This window comes from Reyranella sp. GW821-FHT12G01 (assembly GCF_058806575.1).
This window is the reverse complement of the sequence record NZ_JBXAPV010000001.1, coordinates 1,751,274-1,775,022: the sequence shown is the minus strand read 5'-3', so window position 1 is coordinate 1,775,022 and position 23,749 is coordinate 1,751,274. Positions and strand designations below refer to the sequence as shown.

26 protein-coding genes are annotated in these 23,749 nt (G+C 66.0%); 18 read left to right on the top strand and 8 right to left on the bottom strand.

The features are described from left to right. Positions 1–11: 11 nt before the first annotated feature. Positions 12–800, bottom strand: coding sequence for a 16S rRNA (uracil(1498)-N(3))-methyltransferase (locus AC1RP5_RS08755; protein WP_493110249.1), 789 nt, complete (start codon positions 798–800; stop codon positions 12–14). Between the two features lie 59 nt (positions 801–859). On the opposite strand from AC1RP5_RS08755, the gene ubiA reads away from it, so the two are divergent. The 7 genes from ubiA (at position 860) to AC1RP5_RS08720 (ending at position 6,340) form a co-directional block, all read left to right on the top strand. Continuing rightward, positions 860–1,783 carry a 4-hydroxybenzoate octaprenyltransferase gene (ubiA, locus tag AC1RP5_RS08750; protein ID WP_493110248.1) on the top strand — a complete coding sequence of 308 codons (924 nt, stop codon included), beginning with the start codon at positions 860–862 and terminating at the stop codon, positions 1,781–1,783. Further along, on the top strand, positions 1,783–2,454 hold the full coding sequence (locus tag AC1RP5_RS08745; RefSeq protein WP_493110247.1) for a class I SAM-dependent methyltransferase: 672 nt from the start codon (positions 1,783–1,785) through the stop codon (positions 2,452–2,454). Before ubiA ends, AC1RP5_RS08745 begins: the two co-directional genes overlap by 1 nt. 71 nt (positions 2,455–2,525) lie before the next feature. After that, positions 2,526–3,278, top strand: coding sequence for a hypothetical protein (locus AC1RP5_RS08740; RefSeq protein ID WP_493110246.1), 753 nt, complete (start codon positions 2,526–2,528; stop codon positions 3,276–3,278). 109 nt (positions 3,279–3,387) lie between these two features. Continuing rightward, complete coding sequence (locus AC1RP5_RS08735) at positions 3,388–4,290, top strand: DMT family transporter (RefSeq protein ID WP_493110245.1); 903 nt, start codon at positions 3,388–3,390, stop codon at positions 4,288–4,290. A 1-nt stretch (position 4,291) separates the two neighbouring features. Continuing rightward, positions 4,292–4,747, top strand: coding sequence for a CreA family protein (locus tag AC1RP5_RS08730; RefSeq protein WP_493110244.1), 456 nt, complete (start codon positions 4,292–4,294; stop codon positions 4,745–4,747). 21 nt (positions 4,748–4,768) lie between these two features. After that, positions 4,769–5,653, top strand: coding sequence for an HpcH/HpaI aldolase/citrate lyase family protein (locus AC1RP5_RS08725; RefSeq protein ID WP_493110243.1), 885 nt, complete (start codon positions 4,769–4,771; stop codon positions 5,651–5,653). Between the two features lie 27 nt (positions 5,654–5,680). Next, complete coding sequence (locus AC1RP5_RS08720) at positions 5,681–6,340, top strand: glutathione S-transferase family protein (RefSeq protein ID WP_493110242.1); 660 nt, start codon at positions 5,681–5,683, stop codon at positions 6,338–6,340. 111 nt (positions 6,341–6,451) lie between these two features. Here the strand turns inward: AC1RP5_RS08720 and AC1RP5_RS08715 are convergent, their stop codons facing one another. Further along, the gene (locus tag AC1RP5_RS08715) at positions 6,452–7,174 is read right to left on the bottom strand and encodes a hypothetical protein (protein WP_493110241.1); all 723 of its coding nucleotides are present in this window, start codon (positions 7,172–7,174) and stop codon (positions 6,452–6,454) included. A 30-nt stretch (positions 7,175–7,204) separates the two neighbouring features. Between AC1RP5_RS08715 and AC1RP5_RS08710 the strand changes: the two genes are divergently transcribed. After that, positions 7,205–8,722: a UbiD family decarboxylase gene (locus AC1RP5_RS08710; protein WP_493110240.1), complete on the top strand. Its 1,518-nt coding sequence runs from the start codon at positions 7,205–7,207 to the stop codon at positions 8,720–8,722. Positions 8,723–8,865: 143 nt separating this feature from the next. Here AC1RP5_RS08710 and AC1RP5_RS08705 read toward each other — a convergent pair whose 3' ends face one another. Continuing rightward, complete coding sequence (locus AC1RP5_RS08705) at positions 8,866–9,396, bottom strand: demethoxyubiquinone hydroxylase family protein (protein WP_493110239.1); 531 nt, start codon at positions 9,394–9,396, stop codon at positions 8,866–8,868. A gap of 121 nt (positions 9,397–9,517) precedes the next feature. Between AC1RP5_RS08705 and AC1RP5_RS08700 the strand changes: the two genes are divergently transcribed. Next, a complete protein-coding gene (locus AC1RP5_RS08700) occupies positions 9,518–10,948 on the top strand; it encodes an MATE family efflux transporter (RefSeq protein WP_493110238.1) in 1,431 nt (476 codons plus the stop codon). Between the two features lie 19 nt (positions 10,949–10,967). Here AC1RP5_RS08700 and argC read toward each other — a convergent pair whose 3' ends face one another. Beyond that, positions 10,968–11,945 (bottom strand): N-acetyl-gamma-glutamyl-phosphate reductase, encoded by a 978-nt coding sequence (gene argC, locus AC1RP5_RS08695; protein ID WP_493110237.1) that lies wholly within the window; start codon positions 11,943–11,945, stop codon positions 10,968–10,970. A gap of 363 nt (positions 11,946–12,308) precedes the next feature. Here argC and AC1RP5_RS08690 point away from each other — a divergent pair, with 363 nt between their 5' ends. From AC1RP5_RS08690 to AC1RP5_RS08680, 3 genes are all read left to right on the top strand, one after another. Next, entirely contained in the window at positions 12,309–13,073 is a 765-nt protein-coding gene (locus tag AC1RP5_RS08690) for a peptidoglycan-binding protein (RefSeq protein WP_493110236.1), read from the top strand. 91 nt (positions 13,074–13,164) lie between these two features. Next, a complete protein-coding gene (locus AC1RP5_RS08685; RefSeq protein ID WP_493110235.1) occupies positions 13,165–13,803 on the top strand; it encodes a TetR/AcrR family transcriptional regulator in 639 nt (212 codons plus the stop codon). A 97-nt stretch (positions 13,804–13,900) separates the two neighbouring features. Beyond that, positions 13,901–14,332 (top strand): DUF2852 domain-containing protein, encoded by a 432-nt coding sequence (locus AC1RP5_RS08680; protein WP_493110234.1) that lies wholly within the window; start codon positions 13,901–13,903, stop codon positions 14,330–14,332. Between the two features lie 63 nt (positions 14,333–14,395). Here AC1RP5_RS08680 and AC1RP5_RS08675 read toward each other — a convergent pair whose 3' ends face one another. Both AC1RP5_RS08675 and AC1RP5_RS08670 read right to left on the bottom strand, forming a co-directional pair. Continuing rightward, the gene (locus AC1RP5_RS08675; protein WP_493110233.1) at positions 14,396–15,100 is read right to left on the bottom strand and encodes a hypothetical protein; all 705 of its coding nucleotides are present in this window, start codon (positions 15,098–15,100) and stop codon (positions 14,396–14,398) included. Positions 15,101–15,364: 264 nt separating this feature from the next. After that, entirely contained in the window at positions 15,365–16,357 is a 993-nt protein-coding gene (locus AC1RP5_RS08670; protein WP_493110232.1) for a Bug family tripartite tricarboxylate transporter substrate binding protein, read from the bottom strand. Positions 16,358–16,535: 178 nt separating this feature from the next. Here AC1RP5_RS08670 and AC1RP5_RS08665 point away from each other — a divergent pair, with 178 nt between their 5' ends. Then, complete coding sequence (locus AC1RP5_RS08665; RefSeq protein WP_493110231.1) at positions 16,536–16,919, top strand: hypothetical protein; 384 nt, start codon at positions 16,536–16,538, stop codon at positions 16,917–16,919. A 22-nt stretch (positions 16,920–16,941) separates the two neighbouring features. Here AC1RP5_RS08665 and AC1RP5_RS08660 read toward each other — a convergent pair whose 3' ends face one another. Together AC1RP5_RS08660 and AC1RP5_RS08655 are read right to left on the bottom strand one after the other, a co-directional pair. Further along, positions 16,942–17,928, bottom strand: a complete 987-nt coding sequence (locus AC1RP5_RS08660; RefSeq protein ID WP_493110230.1) for a Bug family tripartite tricarboxylate transporter substrate binding protein — start codon at positions 17,926–17,928, stop codon at positions 16,942–16,944. Between the two features lie 41 nt (positions 17,929–17,969). Next, positions 17,970–19,172 (bottom strand): CaiB/BaiF CoA transferase family protein, encoded by a 1,203-nt coding sequence (locus AC1RP5_RS08655; RefSeq protein ID WP_493110229.1) that lies wholly within the window; start codon positions 19,170–19,172, stop codon positions 17,970–17,972. Between the two features lie 121 nt (positions 19,173–19,293). On the opposite strand from AC1RP5_RS08655, the gene AC1RP5_RS08650 reads away from it, so the two are divergent. From AC1RP5_RS08650 to AC1RP5_RS08630, 5 genes are all read left to right on the top strand, one after another. Further along, on the top strand, positions 19,294–19,602 hold the full coding sequence (locus tag AC1RP5_RS08650) for a hypothetical protein (RefSeq protein ID WP_493110228.1): 309 nt from the start codon (positions 19,294–19,296) through the stop codon (positions 19,600–19,602). Positions 19,603–19,914: 312 nt separating this feature from the next. Then, positions 19,915–21,618, top strand: a complete 1,704-nt coding sequence (leuA, locus tag AC1RP5_RS08645; RefSeq protein WP_493110227.1) for a 2-isopropylmalate synthase — start codon at positions 19,915–19,917, stop codon at positions 21,616–21,618. Positions 21,619–21,693: 75 nt separating this feature from the next. Beyond that, positions 21,694–21,933: a hypothetical protein gene (locus AC1RP5_RS08640; RefSeq protein WP_493110226.1), complete on the top strand. Its 240-nt coding sequence runs from the start codon at positions 21,694–21,696 to the stop codon at positions 21,931–21,933. A gap of 5 nt (positions 21,934–21,938) precedes the next feature. Continuing rightward, a complete protein-coding gene (locus AC1RP5_RS08635) occupies positions 21,939–22,208 on the top strand; it encodes a hypothetical protein (protein WP_493110225.1) in 270 nt (89 codons plus the stop codon). Between the two features lie 16 nt (positions 22,209–22,224). Further along, a complete protein-coding gene (locus tag AC1RP5_RS08630) occupies positions 22,225–23,745 on the top strand; it encodes a TldD/PmbA family protein (RefSeq protein WP_493110223.1) in 1,521 nt (506 codons plus the stop codon). The last annotated feature ends 4 nt before the right edge of the window (positions 23,746–23,749 follow it).

The window sequence follows — 23,749 nt, the reverse complement described above, 5'->3', positions numbered from 1 at the left end:
TGCGCAAGCGCTCAGACGGTAACCTTGGATGTGCGATAATCGCCGCTGAGACGGGGTGTCGGGCGTCGCCAGTCGCCCAAAAGCGCCTGCCAGCATGCCAGCGCCGCAAGCGCCGCGGTATCGGCCCGCAGGATGCGTGGACCGAGGCCTACAGACGTTACATCCTTTATGCGACGCAGCGCCTGAAGCTCGACGTCGGCGAAGCCGCCCTCGGGTCCGATCACGATGGCCCAGGGCGCGGCGCGCGCCGCTTCGTCGAGCTGCGACAAGGCCTCGGCGATGGGCGGACCACCGCCGGTCTCGTCACACATCAGCAGGCGTCGCTCCGCCGGCCAGCCATCGAGCAGCTTGCCGAGATCGATCGGCTCACGCACCTCTGGCACCGTCAGCCGCTCCGTCTGCTCCGCCGCTTCGATCGCATTGGCGCGCAGGCGATCGACGTTGACCCTTTCGACAGCGGTGTGGCGCGTCACCACGGGCTGCAACGCCGACACGCCGAGCTCGGTCGCCTTCTCCGCGATGTAGTCGATGCGCGCCCGCTTCACCGGCGCGAAGCACAGCCACACGTCGGGCTCCGGCACCTGCTCGCGCGTGCGCTCGCCGATTTCAGCGACGGCGGCCTTCTTGCCGCGAAACGCCAGGGTGCCGCGCCATTCGCCGTCGCGGCCGTTGAACAGCAGCAGCGGCGCACCGTCGGGCCGGCGCATGACGTTGCGCAGGTAGTGGACCTGCGCATCGTCGAGCGGGGCTTCGCCGCCGGCCGCGAGATCGGCCTCGACGAAGAGACGTGCTCCACTCATCTATTTGCCCTCACGATCATTGACGCGCATACCAGCATGATGACGCCCATGATGACGCCATGACAGCCGGACGGACAACCGGCTTCACCGATATCAATCCGACGCACTGGACGCTGCGCTACCTGCCACCTTGGGCGCGGCCCTACGGGCGGCTGGCGCGCTGGGACCGGCCGATCGGCATCTGGCTGCTGCTGTTTCCCTGCTGGTGGTCGCTGGCGCTGGCCGCCGCGCCCAACTGGGGACGGCTCGCCGGCCTGATGGCGTTGTTCGCACTGGGCGCGCTGGCCATGCGCGGCGCGGGCTGCACCTGGAACGACATCGTCGATCGCAAGGTCGATGCCGGCGTCGAGCGCACGCGCGGCCGGCCCCTGCCCTCGGGCGAATTGAAGCTGCACCACGCGCTGATCTGGATGGCGCTGCAGGGCGCGGTCGGCGCGGCCGTGCTGTTCAAGCTCAACAAGTTCGCGGGCGGCGTGGCGCTGCTGTCGCTGCTGCTGGTCGCGATCTATCCGACGATGAAGAAGATCACCTCCTGGCCGCAGGTGGTGCTGGGCTTCGCCTTCAACTGGGGCGCGCTGGTGGGCTACGCCGCCGTCACCGAGACGCTCTCCTGGGCCACCGTCGCGCTCTATCTCGGCGGCGTCGCCTGGACGATGGTCTACGACACGATCTACGCCATGCAGGACCAGCGCGACGACGCGGTGGTCGGCGTGAAGTCGACGGCCCGCCGCTTCGCTGCCGCGCCCAAGAGCTGGCTCACGCTCTTTGCCGTCTTGGCAATCGCAATGTGGATCGCGACCGGCCTGCTGGCGCCGCTGGGGCCGGGCTACTTCGTGCTGCTGGCCTGCATCGCCGCGCACTTCGTCTGGCAGATCGCGCTGCTCAAGCCCAACGACCAGGCCGATTGCCTGATGCGCTTCAAGTCCAACCGGCTGGTCGGCTGGCTGATGCTGGCCGCGCTCGTCGCCGACAGGCTGCACTGATGTCGAGGCTCCCCGAGGATCCCGAAGGATTCATCCGCGCCAACACCGCGCTCGAAGCGCCCGCGATGGTGCCCGAGTTCAAGCTGTGGCTGGCCAGCGAATACGTGCCGATCTGGCAGGCCACCGAAGCGTGGCTGGAGGAACAGAACGTCGACCCGCCCTACTGGGCCTTCTGCTGGCCGGGCGGCCAGGCGGTCGCGCGCTACCTGCTCGACAATCCCGCCATGGTCGCCGGCAAGCACGTGATCGACTTCGCCGCCGGCTCGGGCGTTTCCTCGATGGCGGCGGCCCGCTGCGGGGCCGCTTCGGTGCTGGCCAACGACATCGACAAGCTCTCCCTGGTCGCCGCCCGCCTCAACGCCACGGCCAATGGCCTCTCGATCGAGACCAGCGACGAGGACTGGCTGGCCGGTCCGGCGGGAAACCCCGAGGCCGACGTCGTGATCGCGGGAGACGTCTGTTACGAGCGCGAGATGTCGGTGCAGGCGCTGGCCTGGCTGCGCAGCCACGCTGCAAAGGGCCGCCTCGTCCTGCTGGGCGACCCCGGCCGCAACTATTTCAGCGCCCAGGGACTGGAAGAACTCGGCCGGTACGAGATCCCGACCTCACTGCAGCTCGAGAACCGGGGGATGCGCGAGACCGTGCTGTGGCGGGTCCTGCCGGTTTCCTGAAGTTATTCACCGATAGGGTGTTATAATTCGGTAACTGTTCTTTCACAGACGGATCGGGGTACAGATCAGCGATGCCCCCTGCCACCAAGAAAACAAAGATAAACGCGGCCGATTTCGCGAGCCTGTACGAAGGCTTCAACTCGTCGGTCTCGCGCTTCGATTGCGGCCGCAAGTGCGCGCCGCTGAACGATGGCGAGCCGGTCTGCTGTTCGACACAGAACGCCGTCCCCGTCGTGCACAAGGCCGAATGGGACCTGCTCAAGAACCGCACTGATCTTTGGTCGAAGTTCAAGCCCTACGATTATTCCACCAGGATGATCGTCGAGGAGCTGACCAACGACTGCATGGCGATCCACTGCAAGGGCGCGCGCCACTGCGAGCGCGACAACCGCACGATCGCCTGTCGCGGCTTCCCCTTCTATCCCTACCTGACGCGGCAGAAGGAATTCGTCGGCGTCGGCACCTACTGGGTGTTCCAGGATCGCTGCTGGATGATGTCCAACCTCGAGATCGTCGACCGCAAGTTCGTCGAGGAGTTCATCACCACCTACGAAGCGCTGTTCATCAAGGACCCGAGCGAGTTCGACACCTATGTCGACTACTCGGCGACGGCGCGCCGGGTCTACTCGCGCTGGAAGCGCGAGATCCCGCTGCTCGGCCGCAAGGGCGAGCTGCTGATCGTGACGCCCTCGACCGGCGAGATCCGTCCCGGCAAGCCCAAGGACTTCCCGAAGATGGAGCCGTTCAACTCCGAGAAGAACTACAAGCAGGCGATCAAGGACGCCGGCGGCGAGTATCCGAAGGACGGCCTCCGCCCGACTTGAGTTCATGCGGACCGCGGGCCTCCAGGCCCGCTCATAATGATTATGCGGGCCTGGAGGCCCGCGGTCCGAAGAAGCCTTCACCACCGCAAGACATGCTAGAAGGACGGCCGTGTCGTTCTTCACCCGCCGTCGCATCGCCTGGACGCTGCTGCTGCTGACGCCCGCGATGTTCTCCGTGAACATGCTGGGCGCGCGCTATGCCACGTTCGTGCCGCCGAACGCGCTGGCGCTGGGGCGGTGGTTCTTCGTCGCCCTCCTGCTGCTGCCGTTCGTCTGGACGCGCCTCGTGCGCCATCGCCATGCGCTCGCGCGCGAATGGCGGGACCTGTTCATGCTGGGCGCGATCGGCATGTGGATCTGCGGCGCCTGGGTCTATATCGGCGCGCGCTCCGTCCCCGCCCTCAACATCGGCCTGATCTACGCCGCCTCGCCGATCCTGGTCGTGGCGCTGGGCCGCCTGTTCTACCGCGAGCGGCTGACGCCGGGCCGTATCGCGGGCATCGTGCTCTGCCTTGCCGGCGTCGCGGCGGTGTTCGCCAAGGGCCGGATCGAGAACCTCCTATCCGTGCAGTTCACCGAGGGCGACCTCTGGATCGCCGCCGCCTCGGCCTGCTGGGGCCTCTATTCGGTGCTGCTGAAAGCGCGGCCGAGCGCCCTCGATCCGCTGACGCGACTCTGCGCCATCTCCTTCGCGGGTTCGCTGGTGCTGCTGCCGTTCACCCTGGGCGAGGCGCTGCTGTGGCAGGCGCCGGACCTCGCCGACTGGCGCACCTGGGCTGCCTTCCTCGTGCTGGCGATCATTCCCGGCGTCGGGGCCTATGGCGCCTTCGCCTACTGCGTGCGCGAGCTCGGCCCCTCTGTCACCAGCGTGTCGATGTATCTCGGCCCGCTCTATGTCGGCATCCTCGCCTGGATCGTCCTTGGCGAGGCGCCGCAATGGTATCATTTGATGGGAACCATACTGGTGCTACCTGGCTTGTTCCTCGCGACCCGTTCACCAAAAGGAGCCTGACATGACCCGCGCGATCCTCGCTGCTCTCGCCCTGCTGGTGGCGCTGCCCGCCGCGGCCGAGGACATCGGCTCGGTCGGCTATCGCTTCAAGTGGCTCGGCCCCAACGACAAGATCGTGGTCGAGGCGTTCGACGATCCCGACCTCGCCGGCATCACCTGCTATCTGGCGCGCGCCCGCACCGGTGGCCTCAAGGGCATGGTGGGTCTCGCGGAAGACCCGCCCTACGCCTCGATCTCCTGCCATCAGGTCGGCCCGGTCGACGCCGACAAGGCCGAGAAGCTTAAAAGCCCGCACGAGGTCTTCAGCGAGCGCGCCTCGCTGATCTTCAAGACCACCCAGGTCGTGCGCTTCTACGATCCCAAGCGGCGCGCGCTGATCTATCTCACCTATACCGACCGCGTGATCGAGGGCAGCCCGCAGAACTCGATCAGCGTCGTGCCCGTCGGCCTGCGCTGACTTCCTCTGGAGAACAATGAAATGACCACCCGTCCCCAGCCCAACTGGCGCTCGCTGATGTTCGTGCCGGTGCTGGCCGAACGCTTCATCGCCAAGGCCCATACGCGCGGTGCCGATGCACTGATCCTCGACCTCGAGGATTCGATCATCCCGTCCAAGAAGGAAGAAGCCCGCGCCGCCATCGCCGCCGCCGTGCCGCGTGTGGCACAGAACGGCGCCGACGTCGTGGTGCGCATCAACCGTCCGCTCGAACTGGCGGTGCCCGACATCGCCGCCGCCGTGATGCCCGGTGTCTCGGCGCTGATGCTGCCCAAGGTGATGGGGCCCGAGCATGTGCGCCTGCTGGCCGAGCTGGTGACCGAGCGCGAGACGCAGCTCGGCATGGAAATCGGCCACACACGCTTCCTGGTGCTGATCGAGACCACGGCGGCGCTGCCGCATCTCTTCGCCATCGCCGCCGAGCCGCGCATGGCCGGCATGTCGGTCGGCGGCGAGGACATGGCGACCGACATGGGCGCCACGCCCTCGGCCGACAGCATGTACGTCTTCGCCATGCACGGTCTTGCCGCCTGCCGCGCCGCCGGCATCCTGCCGATGGGCTCGATGGGCCAGCTCGCCAAGATCGACGATCTCGAATCCTATCGCGCCGGCCTGAAGCGCGGCCGGGAGCTTGGCTTCACCACGGCCTCGTGCATCCATCCCGCGCACGTGCCGATCATCAACGAGGAGTACGGCGCGTCAGACGCCGAGCTCGATCGCGCCCGCCGCCTGCTTGCCGCCTTCGAGGTCGCCAAGGCCAATGGCGAGGGTGCCGTCGCCTTCGAGGGCAGCATGGTCGACCTGCCCATCGTCATCCGCGCCGAGCGGCTGCTCGCCCGGGCGGCGTCGTGGAAGAAAGCCAGCTAAAGCCAGCTAACCAGGGGAACGTCTACTATGTCGCTCGCGGTCTACGGTCACCTCTTCTCGTCGTACACACAGAAGGTGTTGATGGCGCTCTACGAGAACGGCACGCCGTTCGAGTTCCGCGCCATCGGCCAGGACACGCCCGAACATGTCGGCGAGTGGCTGAAGCGCTGGCCGCTGGCCAAGTTCCCGCTGCTCGTGGACGGGGATCGCACGCTCGTCGAGACCAGCATCATCATCGAGTATCTGCAGCTCAAGCATCCCGGTCCGGTGAAGCTGTTGCCCGCCGATCCGATGAAGGCGCTCGACGTACGCTTCCTCGACCGGTTCTTCGACCTGCATGTGATGAACATGATGCAGATTGCGGTGAACGGCGCGCTGACCGGCGATCCGGTCAAGCGCAAGGACGGCCACGACGAATCCATCGCGAAGCTGGAGCGTGCCTATGCCTGGCTGGAGGGCGAACTCGACGGCCGCACCTGGGCTACCGGCAGCGACTTCACGATGGCCGACTGCGCTGCCGCCCCGTCGCTGTTCTACGCCGACTGGGTGCACCGGATTCCGGAGTCGTATCCGCTCCTGCGCGCCTACCGCACCCGCCTGCTGGCCCGCCCCTCCTTCGCCCGCTGCGTCGAGGATGCGCGCCAGTACCGCCCACTGTTCCCGTTGGGCGCCCCGGATAGGGACTAACCTTCATACTCCTCTCCCCCGCTAGGGGGAGAGGTTGGGTGAGGGGGCGGCGCACCTGGTGTAACCCCCTCACCTAGCCTCTCCCCCCTAGCGGGGGAGAGGAACATGAGGTTATCGATAGAGAAACGTCCCCAGCAGCACCCAGCGGCCGGCTTTCGGGGTGCCGACCAGCGGCGTGGTGTAATGCCAGAACGGCAGGCGATAGGCGGTCACCGTCGCCGGACCGGCGACCGAGACGATCTCGCTGAAATGGCCGGCACGGCTGTAGACCAGCCACTGGTGATCGACCTCCGGGCCGCAGAGGCTGAGGTGCAGGTCGATATAGCCGCCGACCGCGGTCGGGTTCTCGGGATGGTGGTCGTTGTGCGGGCCGGCATAGTCGCCGGGCCCGTAGCGCAGCACCTGCAGGCCCCAGCCGGAGCGCAGCCGGCGGCCGGCCAGCGACTCGGCGAAGGCGCGGAAACTCTGGCTGCGCATCATGCGTGCGAGACCGATCCGCTCGGCCGCCTTGTAGCCGGGCTCGCGGCGGCTCTCGAAGTAGATGGTGCGGGCGCGGCTGCTCTTGGGCAGCAGCTCGCCATAGTCCTGCTTCATGTCGAAGATCGTGTCGGGCGGGACCGGCTTCTCGATCGGCTCCAGCGTGTCCGGCAGCTCGGCCTCCAGGATACGCCGCAGCCGCGCGGCCTTGGTCCTGTCGAGCAAGTCCTCGGCCGCGAGAAAGCGCGTGCGCGGATTGGCCAGAGCCCCGCACAAAGGATGCGTGCCCGCCAGCACGCGCTTGCCGGCGCGGCTCAAAAGGTCCTCGAACTCGGCCGGAATGTCGTTTGATCTCATCGGTCCGCCCCTCTAAACGACGTGCCTAGCATGCCTTACGCCTCGCTTCGCGACTTCATCGACCGGCTGGAGAAGAGCGGCCGTCTCGCGCGCGTCACCGCGCCGGTCTCGCCGCACCTGGAAATGACCGAGATCCAGACCCGCCTGCTGGCCGAAGGCGGCCCCGCGGTGCTGTTCGAGAACGTGGTGCGGGAAGACGGCACGCGCTCCGACATCCCGGTGCTGGTCAACCTGTTCGGCACGGTCGAGAGAGTGGCTTGGGGCATGGACCGCGAGCCGGGACAGTTGCGCGCCGTGGGCGAGACGCTGGCCTTCCTGCGCCAGCCCGAGCCGCCGGGCGGTTGGCGCGAGGCGCTAGAAATGCTGCCGATGGTGCGCACCGTCATGGCGATGAAGCCCAAGACGGTCGGCTCCGCACCGTGCCAGGAGATCGTCCTCACCGGCGACGACATCGACCTCGCGAAGCTACCGATCCAGACCTGCTGGCCGGGCGAGCCGGCGCCGCTCATCACCTGGCCGCTGGTGGTGACGCAGGGTCCGAACCCGAAAGGCGACAAGCAGGACAGCTTCAACCTCGGCATCTACCGCCTGCAGGTCACGGGCAGGAACACCACGCTCATGCGCTGGCTGAAACATCGCGGCGGTGCGCAGCATCACCAGCGCTGGAAGGGCTCAGGCAAGCGCGAGCCGTTGCCGGCCGCGGTGGTGATCGGCGCCGATCCCGGCACCATCCTGGCCGCCGTGACGCCGGTGCCCGACACGCTGTCGGAGTATCAGTTCGCGGGACTCCTACGTGGCAAGAAGGTCGAGCTGGTCGAGTGCAAGACCGTACCGCTCAAGGTGCCGGCCGAGGCCGAGATCGTGCTCGAAGGCCATGTCAGCCTCGAAGACTATGGCGACGAAGGTCCCTACGGCGACCACACCGGCTACTACAACAGCGTCGAGCAGTTCCCGGTCTTCACGATCAGCGCCATCACGATGCGGCGCAAGCCGATCTACCTCTCGACCTTCACGGGCCGTCCGCCCGACGAGCCCTCGGTGCTGGGCGAAGCGCTGAACGAGGTGTTCATCCCCCTCTTCCAGCAGCAGTTTCCCGAGATCATCGACTTCTGGCTGCCGCCCGAAGGCTGCTCCTATCGCATCGCCGTCGTGTCGATGAAGAAGGCCTACGCCGGCCACGCCAAGCGCGTGATGATGGGCGTGTGGAGCTACCTGCGACAGTTCATGTACACCAAGTGGGTGATCGTGGTGGACGCCGACATCGACGCGCGCAACTGGAAGGACGTGATGTGGGCGCTGTCGACCCGCATGGACCCGGCGCGCGACATCACGGTGATCGAGAACACGCCGATCGACTATCTCGATTTCGCGAGCCCGGTGTCGGGCCTCGGCTCCAAGATCGGCCTCGACGCCACCGACAAGTTTCCCGGCGAGAGCAACCGCGAATGGGGCCGGCAGATCCGCATGGATGAGGCCGTAATCGAGAAGGTCGATGCGATGTGGAGCGAGCTCGGGCTGCCGGGCAGCGGCAAGAAGATCTGGCGCTGACGCCAGAGTCTTCCCTTCCCCATTCAGATGGGGAAGTGCCCCGTCATACGGGGGCGATGGGGTCAGGGGCGTCGCGAAGCCATGACCCCTCCGTCGGCGTAAGACGCCGACACCTCCCCATTTGAATGGGGAGGGAAACGACACTAGAGCTTCATTCCCAGCCAGATCACCGCTTCGGTGCTGGCCGAGACGATGCCCATCAGGATTCGCTGAAGCCATGACGGCCGGCCGAGGTCGCGCACGGAGAGATCGTGATGCGCCCGCTCGTCTCGCTCGATCTGTGCGATGGCGGCGACCGCGGCCGGATCGAGGGTAGCCAGGCGCTCCTTCTGATCCTCGAGGTGACGGAGGACTACACGCTCGACAGCGACCGTCGTCGCGGCGATGGCCTTGCGCCCCATCAATCCGGTCACGACGCCCAGAGCCATGCCACCGCCTGCACAGAGCATGAAGCTGCGACAGCGGCGAAGGCCGCGCCGGCTCAGCTCGGCTGCGAAGACGGCGCGATGCCGTTCTTCATGCGACTGATATTCCGCCAGCTCGGGCACGAGATCGGGCATCGTCTTCGCCGCGATCCATCGCTGACCACGATAGATGCAGATCGCCCCCTGCTCGCCGGCATGGTTGACCTTCATCACCCTGTCGCCGAGTGAACGGGCGGGACGCAATCTCACCGACGATTGCACGCTCTGCCTCCGCTCAGCACGCCTGCATGTTCAGCTACTTTGACATCGGGCTTTTTGAAGCGCCACTTCAGTGCAACCAATCTCTCGCCAGGCCGTATTGGACCCACGCATGAGCGCCACGACCGACTCCAGAAACAAGCTCCTCGAAGGTCCGATCCTGCGCTCGCTGCTGACGCTCGCGGTGCCCATCGTGGCGGCGAATATCCTGCAGTCGGCCTACCAGATCATCGACGCCTTCTGGGTCGGCCGGCTGGGCGGCCCGGCGGTGGCCGCAGTGTCGATCAGCTTCCCCGTGCTGTTCCTCACCTTCGCCATTGGCTCGGGCCTGTCGCTCGCGGGCTCGACCCTGATCGCGCAGTATGTCGGCGCGCGTAACGACAAGATGGTGGCGCACGTCGCTGGCCAGACCCTGCTGATGGTCATGCTGGCGTCGCTGGTGCTGGGCACGATCGGCTATTTCTCCTCGCCCGCGCTGCTGCGGCTGATGGGCGTGGCGCCCGAGGTCTATCCCGGCGCGCTGGGATTCATGCGCGTGTCGTTCATCGGCATCGTCTTCAATTTCACCTTCTTCGTCTTCCAGGCGATCATGCGCGGCATCGGCAAGCCGACCCTGCCGGTCTATATCGTGCTGGGCACGGTGTTCCTGAACTTCGTGCTCGATCCGCTGCTGATCTTCGGTTGGGGCCCCGTACCCGGCTACGGCGTGATGGGTGCCGCCATCGCCACCTTGGTGACGCAGGCGATCGCCGCCGCGATCGGCATCGCGATCCTGCGGCTCGGCATGCACGGCATCCACGTGCGGCGGCGCGATTTCATCCCCGACTTCTCCTACATCAAGCGCGCCTTTTTCCTGGGCCTGCCCGCCTCCGTCGAACTGTCGGCGCGGGCGCTCGGCCTGATGGTGATGACCTTCCTGATCGCGAGCTTCGGCACGCTGACGCTCGCGGCCTATGGCGTCGGCTCGAACATCCTGCAGGTCGTGATGGTGCCGGCGATGGGCCTGTCGATGGCGATCTCGACCCTGGTCGGCCAGAACATCGGCGCCGGCAACATCGAGCGTGCCGCGCAGATCGGCCGGCTGGGCGCCCTGCTGGGCTTCGCCAGCCTCGAGTTCTTTGGCGTCCTGGTGTTCCTGCTCGCGCCGCAGTTCGTCGCCTTCTTCGTGCCGAACGATCCCGCCGTGATCGCGGCGGGCGCGGGCTTCCTGCGCATCATGTCTCTGGCCTGGGGCTTCCTCGGCCTGCAGTTCGCGCTGACCGGCGTGTTCCGCGCCTCGGGCAACATGGTGCTGACCATGGTGCTGACCCTGGTCTCGCAATGGGTGGTGCAGTTCCCGCTGGCCTATGTTCTCTCCAAGCACACCGAGCTGCACGAGCTGGGCATCTGGTGGGCCCTGCCCATCTCCAACATCGTGACGGCGCTGATCACCCTTTGCCTCTACGCAAAGGGTGACTGGAAGAAGAAGCGGCTGATCGAGCCGGAAGAGGAAATCGCCGGCAAGGTGACCGAGGACATCCTGGTCGGCGAAGTCTCGCGCTAGGCCGCACCCGCAACCCTCGTCAGGGCCAGACGGGCGCGCCGTCCAGCCCCGCGGTTTCGGGCAGGCCGCAGATCAGGTTCGCGTTCTGCACCGCTTGCCCGGCGGCGCCCTTGCCGAGATTGTCGACCACGCCCATCGCGATCACCAGGTTGCGCTCGGGGTCGGCCGCGTAGCTCACGAAGGCGAGGTTCGAGCCGGTCGCCCATTTGGTCTGCGGCGGCTTGTCGGTGACGCGGATGAACGGCCGCCCTGCATAGAAGGCCCGGGCCGCATCGAGGCACTGCTCCGTGGTGGCGCGGCCGCGCGCGTAGATCGTGGCGAGCACGCCGCGCGTCATCGGCACCAGATGCGGCGTGAACACCAGGCCGCTCGCGCTGCCGCCGCTCAGCCGCTCGATCGTCTTGGCCATCTCGGGCATGTGCGTGTGCTTCAGTAATCCATAGGGCACGAGATTCTCGTTGCTCTCGGCATAGCCGAACCGGCTGTCGTTGCCGCCGCGGCCCGCGCCGGAGATGCCGGTCTTGGCGTCGATCACGATGTTGCCGGGCTCGATCAGTCCATTGGCCAGCAACGGCGCCAGCGGGGTGAGCGTCGCGGCGGGAAAGCAGCCGGGATTGGCGACGCGGGTCGTCCCCACGATCTCATTGGGCCAGACATCGGCAAGACCATAGGCCCAGCCGTCGACGTAGCGATGGTCGCCGCCGATATCGACGATCTTCACCTCCTTCGGCACACGCGCCAGCGCATCGGCCGAGGCGCCCGTGGGCAGCGACGCGAACAGCACGTCGAGCTTCGGCAGCGCCGCCGGATCCCACTTCTCGATCACGAGCCCCGCCAGCTTCGCCGGCAGGCCGGGAAAGCGATCGGCCAGGCGACTGCCGGCGCTGCCCTCGCCCGCGGCATAGACCAGTTCGAAGGAAGGATGGCTCGCGACCAGGCGCATCGCCTCGCCGCCGCCAAAACCGCTGATGCCGACAATACCGACGCGGATGCTCATGATGATGTCCTCTGGAGTTCAGGCAAAAGAAAACCCCCGGAGCCGAGGGCTGCGGGGGTTCAGGAACGCGGGCCAGGGCCGCTCCTGCGGATGAGACCTACGAAGAGGTCCTCACCATGCGGAGGAACGCCAATCGACGCGCAGCCTGAAGCCGCCGCTGGGTGCAGCGACGTCGGCGTCGGTCGAAAAGGTTTTCGTTCCTGAACATGGCGCCGGAAACTGTCGCGACCCGCCCCGAAGGTCAAGCGGAAGATCTGCCGGCCGGCATGTGCGGGTGAGCACCACAAGATATTCGCAAACGACAGTTGCGGTCGCCGACGCCGCTGCGGACACTTCCCTTGGCTTCTCGGGGGAGATCGTCATATGGCCGTCGCGAAGGTGAAGATCGATTTCGTCTATCTTTCCAGCATCTCCGGGCCCGTGCCTCTCACGGAACTCAAGGAGAACCCGCTGCGCGAACTGCAGACCGCGCTGAAGCGGCTGGGCTATCCGGTCGGCGACCTCGATGGCCTCTACGGCCCCAAGACGCGCAACGCCTGGGCCGAGTTCAAGACCGACGTCCATTCCGGCAATCCCGAACTGATCGGCCCCGAATCGGTCGCCACGCTACAGGAGAAGCTGCGCGAGTTGCCGAGCGTCGCCAAGCCGATGCTGTCCACCAAGGACGCGACGATCCAGGCGATCAAGAACCAGTGCATCACCATGGGGATCGGCCTGCCGACCCAGATCGCCTACGTGCTGGCGACCACGCAGTGGGAGACGGCGCAGACCTTCCAGCCGGTGAAGGAGGCCTACTGGCTCAGCGAGAACTGGCGGAAGGCCAATCTCAGCTACTATCCCTATTACGGTCGCGGCTACGTCCAGCTCACCTGGAAGAACAACTACAAGACCTACTCGGACCTCATCGGACGCGACATGGTCGCCGATCCCGACATCGCCCTCGAGCCCGCGGTCTCGCTGTTCGTCCTGGTGCACGGCTTCAAGACCGGCGCCTTCACCGGCCGCGCGATCACCGACTACATCTCCGAGGACCGCACGAACTTCGTCGACGCCCGGCGCTGCATCAACGGCACCGACCGCGCCAACGAGATCGCCCAGATCGCCAAGGACTTCCTGACGAAGCTTTAGGCCGAATCCCTGCAGCCTGCCTGCGGAGCCGCCGTTCCAGGCGCGAGGAGAGGCGTGCATATCGCCGCCCGCTCATGTAAATCTCCTTAACATGAGCTGGAAGCGTAACGACGGTGAGGAGCGCAAGTATCACCACGGCAGTCTGCGCGAAGCGCTGATCAAGGCCGCGCGCGAGCTCATCAAGGAAAAGGGCCCGGCGGGCTTCACCTTCGCCGATGCCGCCCGCTCCGCCGGCGTCAGCCCGGCCGCACCCTACCGCCATTTCCGCGACCGCGACGCCCTCATGGCCGACGTGGCGCGCGAGGGCTTCGAGCGCTTCGCCGCGATGCTGTCGACCGGCTGGGCGAACGGGAAACCCGACGCGATCACGGCCTTCCACAATATCGGCAAGGCTTATCTCGCCTTCGCCCGCGCCGAGCCCGCCTACTACGCCGCCATGTTCGAATCGGGCATCTCGCCCGACCTCAACGGCGAGCTGCGCGCCGCATCCGACCGCGCCTTTGCCGTGCTGCGCGCCGCCGCCGATCAGCTCGTGACTTTGCTGCCGGCACCGAAGCGCCCGCCCGCCCTGATGATGAGCCTGCACATCTGGTCGATGTCGCACGGCATCGCCTCGCTGTTCGGCCGTGGCGACGGCGGCCGCCGGCCTCTGCCCATGTCGGCCGAGGAGCTGCTGGAATCCGAGGTCCTGATCTACCTGCAGGGATTGGGTTTTCCCTCTTCGCGCTGAAAGTTTTTCCGCGAGCCCTTGACTCCCCGGGTCGGCGACCCCAATGTAAATGTCGTTAACATTCACATCGTTAACATCATCAAAAGGGGGCTCCCACATGGGCCTGATCGAAAAAATAGACGACCTCGGCAAGCCGGCGTGGATCGCCCTCATGGTGCTGAGCTTCATCCTGTTCTGGCCGGTTGGCCTGGCCCTTCTCATCTATCTCAAAGGGAGTGGACGCATGTTTTGCTCGAAGCGTTATGGCCACTGGAACATGCCGGACGGCCGCTCGTGCCGTGAGGAATTCCGCGGCTGGAAGCGTCGCCAGCGCTGGGGCCGCAACGGCAGCAGCGGCAACGTTGCCTTCGACGAATATCGCGAGGAGACGCTGAACCGCCTCGACGAGGAGCAGCGCGAGTTCCGCGACTTCCTCGACAAGCTGCGCGCCGCCAAGGACCGCTCGGAGTTCGACCAGTTCATGGCCGACCGCCGCAACCGTCCGGCCACCGAGCCGCCGGCCGCGCCGCCGGCGCCGACCCAGGCCTAACCTCTCTCCACCAAAGCCTGTCTGACGAGGACGCCCGCGGTTCGCCGCGGGCGTTTTCTTTTGTCAGTGATCGAGCTTCATCGGCAGTTTGTGGTCGTGCGCGCACTGCGCGAGATCGGACAGGATGGCGAAGGCGTAGCGCGCGCGCTCTTCGAGCGGTCCCGTCTCCGGCTGCATGCGGCCCCATGCGCCCACGTCGCTGGCCGACGCCTTCCAGGTCGCCGCGTTCAGCTCGGCGAGCTGGCGGCGCAAGGTCGTCACCGAGCCGACCACCACGCGGCGGCCACCGACATCCTCACCCTCGAACGTGATCTCGAAGGCGACGGGCAACCACATCTCGACGTTGCGGACGAGATGGGAGTAGCGCGAACGAAAGCCCTCGCCCGCGGAGCGCGTCAGCGCCACGTCGTGGTCCCACTCCTCCGGCAAGGTCTCGGGAAGGCGCAGGGTCGGATGCTCGGCATAGGCCGCCCACAGGACCAGCGAGCCGAAGCCGTCCCAGCCGGGACGATGGGTGAACCAGGGCGCGGCTTCCGTCTCGTCCCAGTCCAGCGGCGAGGTGATCCGCTTGCCCAGCGCCTTGGCCAGCGCCGTGCGCCACGCGATCACCTGCGGACGAATACGCGCCTGCGCCTTCGCGGCCTCGGCTGGACCACCCGATCGCATCGGCTGCGGCGTCCCGCGCTCGCGTGCGGCTTTCTCGACCAGATTGTCCCAGGCACCGGCGTAGTAACGCGTGAGCGACCCTACATAGACGTCAAGGGCCATGAACGACCGGGTCCCCTCGGGTTCGTGCGCCGGCTCGTGCCAGTCGCTTGTAATTTCCCTACACGTACAATCAAGACGTGTAAAAGAGCAATCTTAAAGCGACAGGGAAACCTGTAAATATCGGCCTGCGGCACACTTAGAGGCAGAACAACCTGCGCGAGTACTGCGCAGAATCACAGAGCCGCCAACGGTCCGGAACCGGACAAAAAGACAGGCCCGGCCGACGTTCCGGCTCAGTTTTCTGATGCGACTCGCCCAATCCGCTTACTGGGGCTCGATGTTCAGGCCCTTCACCAGATCGATCCAGATCGGACCTTCCTCTGCCACGATCTTTTCGAAGAAGATATGATCGCGCGCGCCATTATCGATGCCGAAGGTCGTGAGGATCTTCTGGATGCGCTCGCTCTTGCCGCCTTCGACCATCATGTCGGACAGCCTCTGGACGATTTCCTTCGGCATGCCGGCGGGGCCGACCAGGCCGATCCAACCCTGAACCTGGAACGCCTTGTCGGTGACGCCCTGCTCATAGAAGGTCGGCACGTCGGGCAGCTTGCTCATGCGCACCTTGGTGGGCACGGCGATCGGCCGGCCATTGCCCGATTGCAGCACGCCCGAGGCCGCGGCGACGCTGCCGCTGCCACCCTGTACCGCGCCCGAACCGACATCCTGCCACATCGGCGCTTCGCCGCGATAATGCACGGCCTCCATGCCGAGCTTGTAGTGACGGTTCAGCGCCTCGACGGCGACGTGGCTGTAGGAGCCGGCGCCATAGGTCCCGAGGCTGGTCTTGTTGGCGCGCGCATAGTCGGCGAGTTCGGCCAGGTTTTTCACCGGCAGCTTGGTGTTCACGATCGTCGGCAGATGGCCTGCATCCATCCACGAGATCAGGACGAAATCCTTGTCCGGGTCGTAGGGCAGTTTCTTGAACAGCACCTTGTTCATGATCATCGTGGTCGAGATCGTCCACATCAGCGTGTAGCCGTCGGGCGCCGCGGCCTTCACCTGCTCGGCCGCGATCGCGCCGCTGGCGCCGGTCTTGTTCTCGACCGACACCGGCTGCCCGGTCTTCTGCGCGATATACTCGCCATAGGCGCGGGCGAAGATGTCGGTGAGGCCGCCCGCCGGGTAACCGCACACGATGCGAATCGGTTTGTTGGGCCATGTCCCCTGGGAAATCGCGGGGGCCGGCAGGGCGGCTGCAACGGCAGCGGCCGAGCTATAACGCAGCACATCACGTCGCGACGCACGCACGATCATCGATTGCCTCCCTGCGGCGCGGTTATTTTTGATGACGGTCCACGCCGCCTCGGGTCGCGCCTCAGGCGAGCATGGCGGCCATTTCACAGGGCGTAAAGGCCAGCGACGCGTTTGGGTGGCGGCCGGCCCGGAAGCGGCGCAGACTAATTACTGGAGAAAACACAACCGGGAGCGTCATATGGCGGCGTTGGGTTGGGCGATCCTTGCGCAGGACAATCTCGTCATCGTGAGCGGCGTCGGCGTCTTCGACCTGCCGTTTCTCCTGTCCTACCTGAAAGCCACGCAGGCGGCGGGCGCCGTCGGCTACTGCAAGCTGCTCGACCTGCGGCAGGCCGACATCCAGTTGAGCGGCGACGACCTGCAGGCCATCGGCACGCTGACGCGCAACAACGATCCCTCCGCCTCGGGCCCGGTCGCCATCCTGGTGGGCAAGAATCCGCCGCCGCTGATGCTCGACATGGCGATCCTGCTGAAGCAGCGCGTCGGCACCTCGCGCCGCTTCCGCCTCTTCACCGACGAGCCGGAAGCGCGGCAGTGGCTCGCGGAGGCGTCGACGGGGTGAGCGCCCTTCATGTCAGGACGACTTACTGCGGCTCGATGTTCAGGCTCTTCAGCACCTCGATCGACACCGGGCCTTCCTCGTCGAGGACCTGCCGGAAATACGTCGCGTCGCGCGCGCCCTCGTCGATGGCGAAGGTGTCGTTGACCTTCTGGATGCGCTCGGTCTTGCCGCCCTCGACCATCAGCGTCGAGAGCTTCTGCACCACCTCGGGCGGCGTGCCGGCGGGTGCGGCACAGCCCACCCAGCCGCGGATCTGGAAGGCCTTCTCCGTCAGCCCCTGCTCGTAGAAGGTCGCGACGTCGGGCATCTTCTTCATGCGCACCATGGTGGGCACCGCGATCGGCTTAACGCTGCCCGCCTGCAAGACCGCCGCACCCGAGGCGTAGCTGCCGGTCGCGCCCTGCACGTTGCCGGAAGCCACGTCCTGCCACATCGCCGACTCGCCGCGATAGTGCACCGCCTCCATCTTGAGACCGTAGTGACGGTTCAGCGTCTCGGTGACGATGTGGGCGAAGGAGCCGATGCCGTAGGTCGCCAGCGAGACCTTCCTGTCCTTCGCCCAGGCGGCGAACTCGGCGATGTTCTTCACCGGGATGTCCTTGTGCACCATCGTCGGCAGATGGCCGGTGTTGAACCAGGCGACGAGCGTGAAATCCTTGTCGGGATCGTAGGGCAGCTTTTTGAACAGCGCCTTGTTCTGCACCATCGTCGTGGAGTTGGTGAACATCAGCGTGTAGCCGTCGGGCGGCGACTGCTTGACGATTTCCGCGCCGATCGCGCCGGCCGCACCCGCCTTGTTCTCGACGATCACCGTCTGGCCGGTCTTCTCGGCGACGTATTCGCCATAGGCGCGGGCGAAGATGTCGGTGAGCCCGCCCGCCGGATAGGTGCAGACGATCTTGATCGGTTTGGTGGGCCATGTCTGCGCAATCGCCGGCGCCGGCAAGGATGCCAGCGCCGTCAGAGATCCGTAGCGCAGCAGGTCACGCCGTGTTGCACGGATGATCATGGTCGCCTCCCGATCGGGCGGCGACTCGTTGTCGAGACGGCTTAGGTTGCAGGAGCCGTCTTGGTCGCGCCCGACTTGAGCATGGCGTCGATTTCGCCTTGCGTAAAGCCGGCCTCCCGCAGGACCTCGACGCTGTGCTCGCCCAGCCGCGGCTGCAGGCGCGTGATCTCAGGCTGGGTCTTGCTGAAGCGCGGCGGGATGTCGGGCATGCGCAGCTTGCCCTCGGTCGGATGATCGACTTCCTTCCAGAAGCCGGTCGCCTCGAGCTGCGGATCGACGAACAGATCGTCGAGCGTGTTCACCGGCCCATGCGGCACGTTGGAGTTCTTGAGCAACTCCACCCACTCGGCATTGGTGCGCTCGGCGCAGAGGCCGGCCAGGGTCGAGTAGTACTGCTCGACGTTCTTCAGGCGGTTGGCCATGCCCTGGAAGCGCTCGTCCTTGGCGAGATCCTCGCGACCCACGAGCGTGCAGAACTCGCGCCAGTGACCGTCGGTGTAGGGCAGCAGCGCGAAGTAGCCGTCCTTCGACGGATAGGGACGACGCTCCTTGTTGAGCACGCGCTTGTAGCCCGGCGTGTCGAGCGCCGGCTTGAAGGTCTCGCCGTAGAGATGCTCGACCATCACGAACGACACGAGCGTCTCGTACATCGGCACCTCGACCGCCTGGCCCTTGCCGGTGCGCTCGCGCGCGAAGAGCGCGGCCAGCAGCGCCGAGACGACGCCGTTGGAGCTGGTCTTGTCGGCCACGATGGTCGGCAGGAAGCGCGGCTGGCCGGCCACGACCGTCTGCAACGCGGCGAGGCCGGAGCCCGCCTGGATGATGTCGTCATAGGCCGCCTTCGGCCCCATCGGACCGGCGGAGCGATAGCCGTAGGTCGCGAGATAGACGATGCGCGGATTGACCTTCTCGAACTTCTCGTACTCGACGCCGAGACGCTTGGCCGGCTCGGGCCGGTAGTTGTGCATGATCACGTCGGCGGTCTCGGCCAGCTTGAACAAAGCGGCGCGGCCGGCCTCCTGCTTGAGGTCGAGCACGATCGAGCGCTTGGAGCGATTGCAGCCGAGATAGAAGGCGGCCATGCCGGGATTGCGCGCCGGTCCCAGCACGCGCGTCGTGTCGCCTTCCGGCGGCTCGATCTTGATGACGTCTGCCCCGAGATCGCCCAATTGCTGCGCCGCCCACGGACCCAGCACGACGGTCGTGCAGTCGAGAATGCGAACGCCGTCCAACGGACCTGCCATCTAAGATTCCTCCAGTTCTTCACATCGGCTTACCACAAGTTGGTCACCGGCCGCGGGCGAAATCACAGGCAACATTGGTCTCCTGCAGGCGTTTCATCCTGCAGCAAAGGAGACCGCAAAAATGATCATCGAGGTTCTGCGTCTGACTGGTTCGCTCGCGATGGCGGGCGCCGTCATGCTGACCGCCTCGGCAGCGATGGCCGGCGACTGGAAGAAGGGTCGCGGGCACAAGCATCACCACCATTATCACCATGGCGATGTGATCGTCGTGCAGCCGCAACGCCCGGTCTACTACGCACCGCGCCCGGTGGTGGTCTATCCCGCCCCGGTCTATGCCCCGCCCGTGGCCTACGCGCCGGCGCCGGTATACGGCCCTGTCTATCCGCGCGGCGGCAACCTCAGCATCGGTATCGACGTTCCGCTGCGCTGATAAACCTTTCGGACTTCTCTCCGCCCGATAGGGAGGAGAGGCTGGGTGAGGGGGTTTCGCGCGTCGGCGAAACAGCCCGGATTCGGCGGGTTGACGTCCGCGCCTAAATCTACGATGTTCGCGCCCATCATGCTGCGACTGACGACGCTACGACTTATTGGCTGATCCGCCGCCCGTCCGGGACAACCGGAAGGGCCCTGCGGATCGCTTGTCGTTCGTCTCTGTTCTTACCCAACCAGTCGCCGCCTCTCTTTCATCCATCGCAGTGTTCGTTTGAGCCATACGGCCGTGCGCGGCGCGAGGAGCTACGTCATGTCATCCCATAATCCCCAGAAGCCCATGATGCCGATCGCGGCCGAGAAGTACGTGCCCTTCAAGGCCGTGCCCCTCCCCGACCGCAAGTGGCCGAACGCCGTCATCACCAAGCCGCCGATCTGGTGCGCGGTCGATTTGCGCGACGGCAACCAGGCGCTGATCGAGCCGATGGACTCCGACCGCAAGACCCGGATGTTCAAGCTGCTCTGCGACATGGGCTTCAAGGAGATCGAGATCGGCTTCCCCGCCGCCTCCGAGACCGACTTCGACTTCGTGCGCGAGCTCATCGAGAAGAAGATGATCCCCGACGACGTCACCATTCAGGTGCTGACGCAGAGCCGGCCGGAGTTGATCGAGCGCACCTTCGAGGCCTGCCGCGGCGCCAAGCGCGTCATCGTCCATCTCTACAACTCGACCTCGACCCTGCAGCGACGAGTCGTGTTCAACACCGACTTCGCCGGCATCATCGACATCGCCGTGTCGGGCGCCAAGTTGGTCAAGCAGATGGCCGACGCCGATCCGAAGACCGAATGGGTGTTCGAGTATTCGCCCGAGAGCTTCACCGGCACCGAGCTCGAGTTCGCGCGCGACATCTGCGCCGCGGTCGGCGACATCTACAAGCCGACGCCGCAGAAGAAGATGATCATCAACCTGCCGGCCACGGTCGAGATGTCCTCGGCCAACGTCTATGCCGACCAGATCGAATGGTGCCATCGCAACTTCAAGTACCGCGATTCGATCATCCTCAGCCTCCATCCGCACAACGACCGCGGCACCGGCGTCGCGGCGGCCGAGCTCGGCTACATGGCCGGCGCCGACCGCATCGAGGGCTGCCTGTTCGGCAACGGCGAGCGCACCGGCAACGTCGACCTGGTGACGTTGGGCCTCAACATGTTCACGCAGGGCGTCGATCCCGAGATCGACTTCTCGAACATCAACGAGATCCGCCAGACCGTCGAATACTGCAACCAGCTCCCCGTCCATCCGCGCCATCCCTATGGCGGCGACCTGGTGTTCACCGCCTTCTCGGGCTCGCACCAAGATGCGATCAACAAGGGCTTCAAGTCGCTCGACGCGTCGAACAGCAAGGTCTGGGAAGTCCCCTACCTGCCGATCGACCCGGCCGATCTCGGCCGCAGCTACGAGGCGATCATCCGCATCAACAGCCAGTCGGGCAAAGGCGGCATCGCCTACATCCTGAAGAGCGACTACGGCATCGACATGCCGCGCCTCCTGCAGGTCGAGTTCTCCAAGCGCATCCAGCAGATCGCCGACGAGACCGGCAAGGAGATCCAGCCGGCGCTGATTTGGGACACGTTCCGCAAGGAGTATCTCGAGAACACATCGCCGGTCGAGTTCGACAGCCACACCACGGTGCCCGATCCGGCGCATCCCGACGTGCGTCTTCTCGATGCCAAGGTGAGCTTCAACGGCAAACCCGCAACCATCTCCGGCGCCGGCAACGGCCCGATCGCGGGCTATGTCGATGCGCTGGGCAAGAACTGCGGCATCCAGATCCGGGTCCGCGACTATCACCAGCACGCCACGGGCGCCGGTTCCGATGCCCAGGCCGTGAGCTTCATCGAGGCCGAGACGCCAGGCGGCAAGATCCTGTGGGGCGTCGGTATGGACTCGAACATCGTGGCCGCCTCGCTCAAGGCCGTCACCTCGGCTGCAAACAGGGCCGCCGCTCTCAAATAAGGCTGCACGAAGGCATTGCGAACGATTAGCATCACGGGCGGGGCTTTCCCCGCCCGTTTTCGTTTGGAGCCTAAGATGATCAGTTCGTCCGTGAAGATCTCCGTCGCCAGCCTCATCATCGGCGCCGCCATCGGCGCCTGCGCCGCCGGCGCCAACCAGCCCAACATGCAGGCCGCCCTCGGCTCGCTGCAGGCCGCGCGCGCCGAGCTGATCCAGGCGCGTCCCAACAAGGGCGGCCATCGCGAGCGCGCCATCAACCTGGTGAACGCCGCGATCAACGAGACCGAGGCCGGCATCGGCTACGCCGGCGACTAATACACATGCTGCCTCCCGAGCCCACCGCCGCCCTGCGGCGACAGGAGGGCGCGATCCGGCGCGGCGTTCGTCATGTGTGGAACGCCGCGATCTCGCTCATGCTGGGCACGATGATCGGCCTGCTCGGCTACCAGTTCGGTGCAGAAGCCGTGGCCCATCTGTGGCCCGACCAGACCCTGCTCGCGAACTTCGTGCGTGCCTTATTCTGGACACTCGGCATCGCCGCGACCGGCATCCTGTTCTTTTCCTACTATCTCGACGACACGGGCCGTTAGCGCGTAGAACGGCCTCATGGCCAAAGCGAAAAAGACCCCTCCGAAATCCTCCCCGAAGAAAGCGGCGAAGCCCGCCACCAGGAAGGTGGTGAAGAAGGCCGCGCCGAAGAAGAAGCCGACGCCTAAGAAGGCAGCGCGCAAGCCTGTCGCCAAGACCGCGGCGAAGGTCGTCGCGAAGATCGCGCGCAACACACGACCGGCCGGGGCGCCCGACGCCAATCTCCTGTCCGATCTGATCAAGTGGGCGAAGGATAACGGCGCCGACGCCGCCGACGCGCTCTACGTCAACGGCGAGTCGATCTCGGTGGCACAGCGGCTGGGCAAGCGCGAGAAGCTGGAAAGCAGCGAAGGCCGCGATCTCGGCCTGCGCGTCTTCGTGGGCAAGCGCCAGGCCTTCGTCTCCTCGACCGACTTCGCGCCCGCCTCGCTGAGGGAACTGGCGAGCCGCGCCGTCGACATGGCGCGCGCCGTGCCGGAAGACCCGACCTGCGGCCTCGCGCCGGAGGAACTGCTGACCCACAAGTGGCCCGACCTCGACCTCGACGACAAGACGCGCCCCACGGCCAAGAAGCTGCTCGCCATGGCAGCCGAGGCCGAGGATGCGGCGCGCGCGGTGAAGGGCGTGACCAACTCCGAAGGCGCCGAGGCCGGTTGGGGCCGCACCTCCGTCATGCTGGCGGCCAGTAACGGCTTCTCCGGCGGCTACCGCCGCAGCGGCTTCTCGCTGTCCTGCTCGGTGCTGGGCGGTGAAGGCACCGGCATGGAGCGCGACTATGAATGGACCAGCGCGGTCCATCTCGAGGACCTGATGTCCGCTTCCAAGGTCGGCCGCAACGCCGGCAAGTTCGTCGTGCGCCGCCTCAATCCGCGCAAGGCGCAGAGCGCGCGCGTGCCGGTGATCTACGATCGCCGCGTCTCGGGCGGGCTGGTCGGCCATCTCGCCGGCGCCATCAACGGCCGCGCCGTGGCGCGCGGCACCTCGTTCCTCAAGGACAAGATGGGCGAGCGCGTGTTCGCCGAGGGCATCCGCATCCTCGACAATCCGTTGCGCAAGCGCGGGCTGGGCAGCCGCCCGTTCGATGCCGAGGGTCTGGCGACGTCGCGCCGCGCGGTGATCGACGACGGCGTGCTCACCACCTGGCTGCTCGACCTCGCGGCCGCGCGCCAGCTCAACCTCAAGCCGACCGGCCACGCCTCGCGCGGTGTCTCGGGCCCGCCCTCGCCCACCACGTCGAACTTCTATCTCGACAAGGGCAAGCTCTCGGTCGACGAGCTGATCGGCGATATCAAGAGCGGTCTCTACATCACCGACATGATCGGTTTCGGTGTCAACGGCGTGACCGGTGACTACAGCCGCGGCGCCTCGGGTTTCTGGATCGAGAACGGCAAGCTCGCCTGGCCGGTGAGCGGCATCACCGTCGCCGGTAACCTGAAAGACATGTTCATGAACATGACGGCGGCGAACGACCTCGAATTCAAGAGCTCGACCAACGCCCCGACGGTGAGAATTGAAGGGCTGACCGTCGCCGGGTCGTGATAAA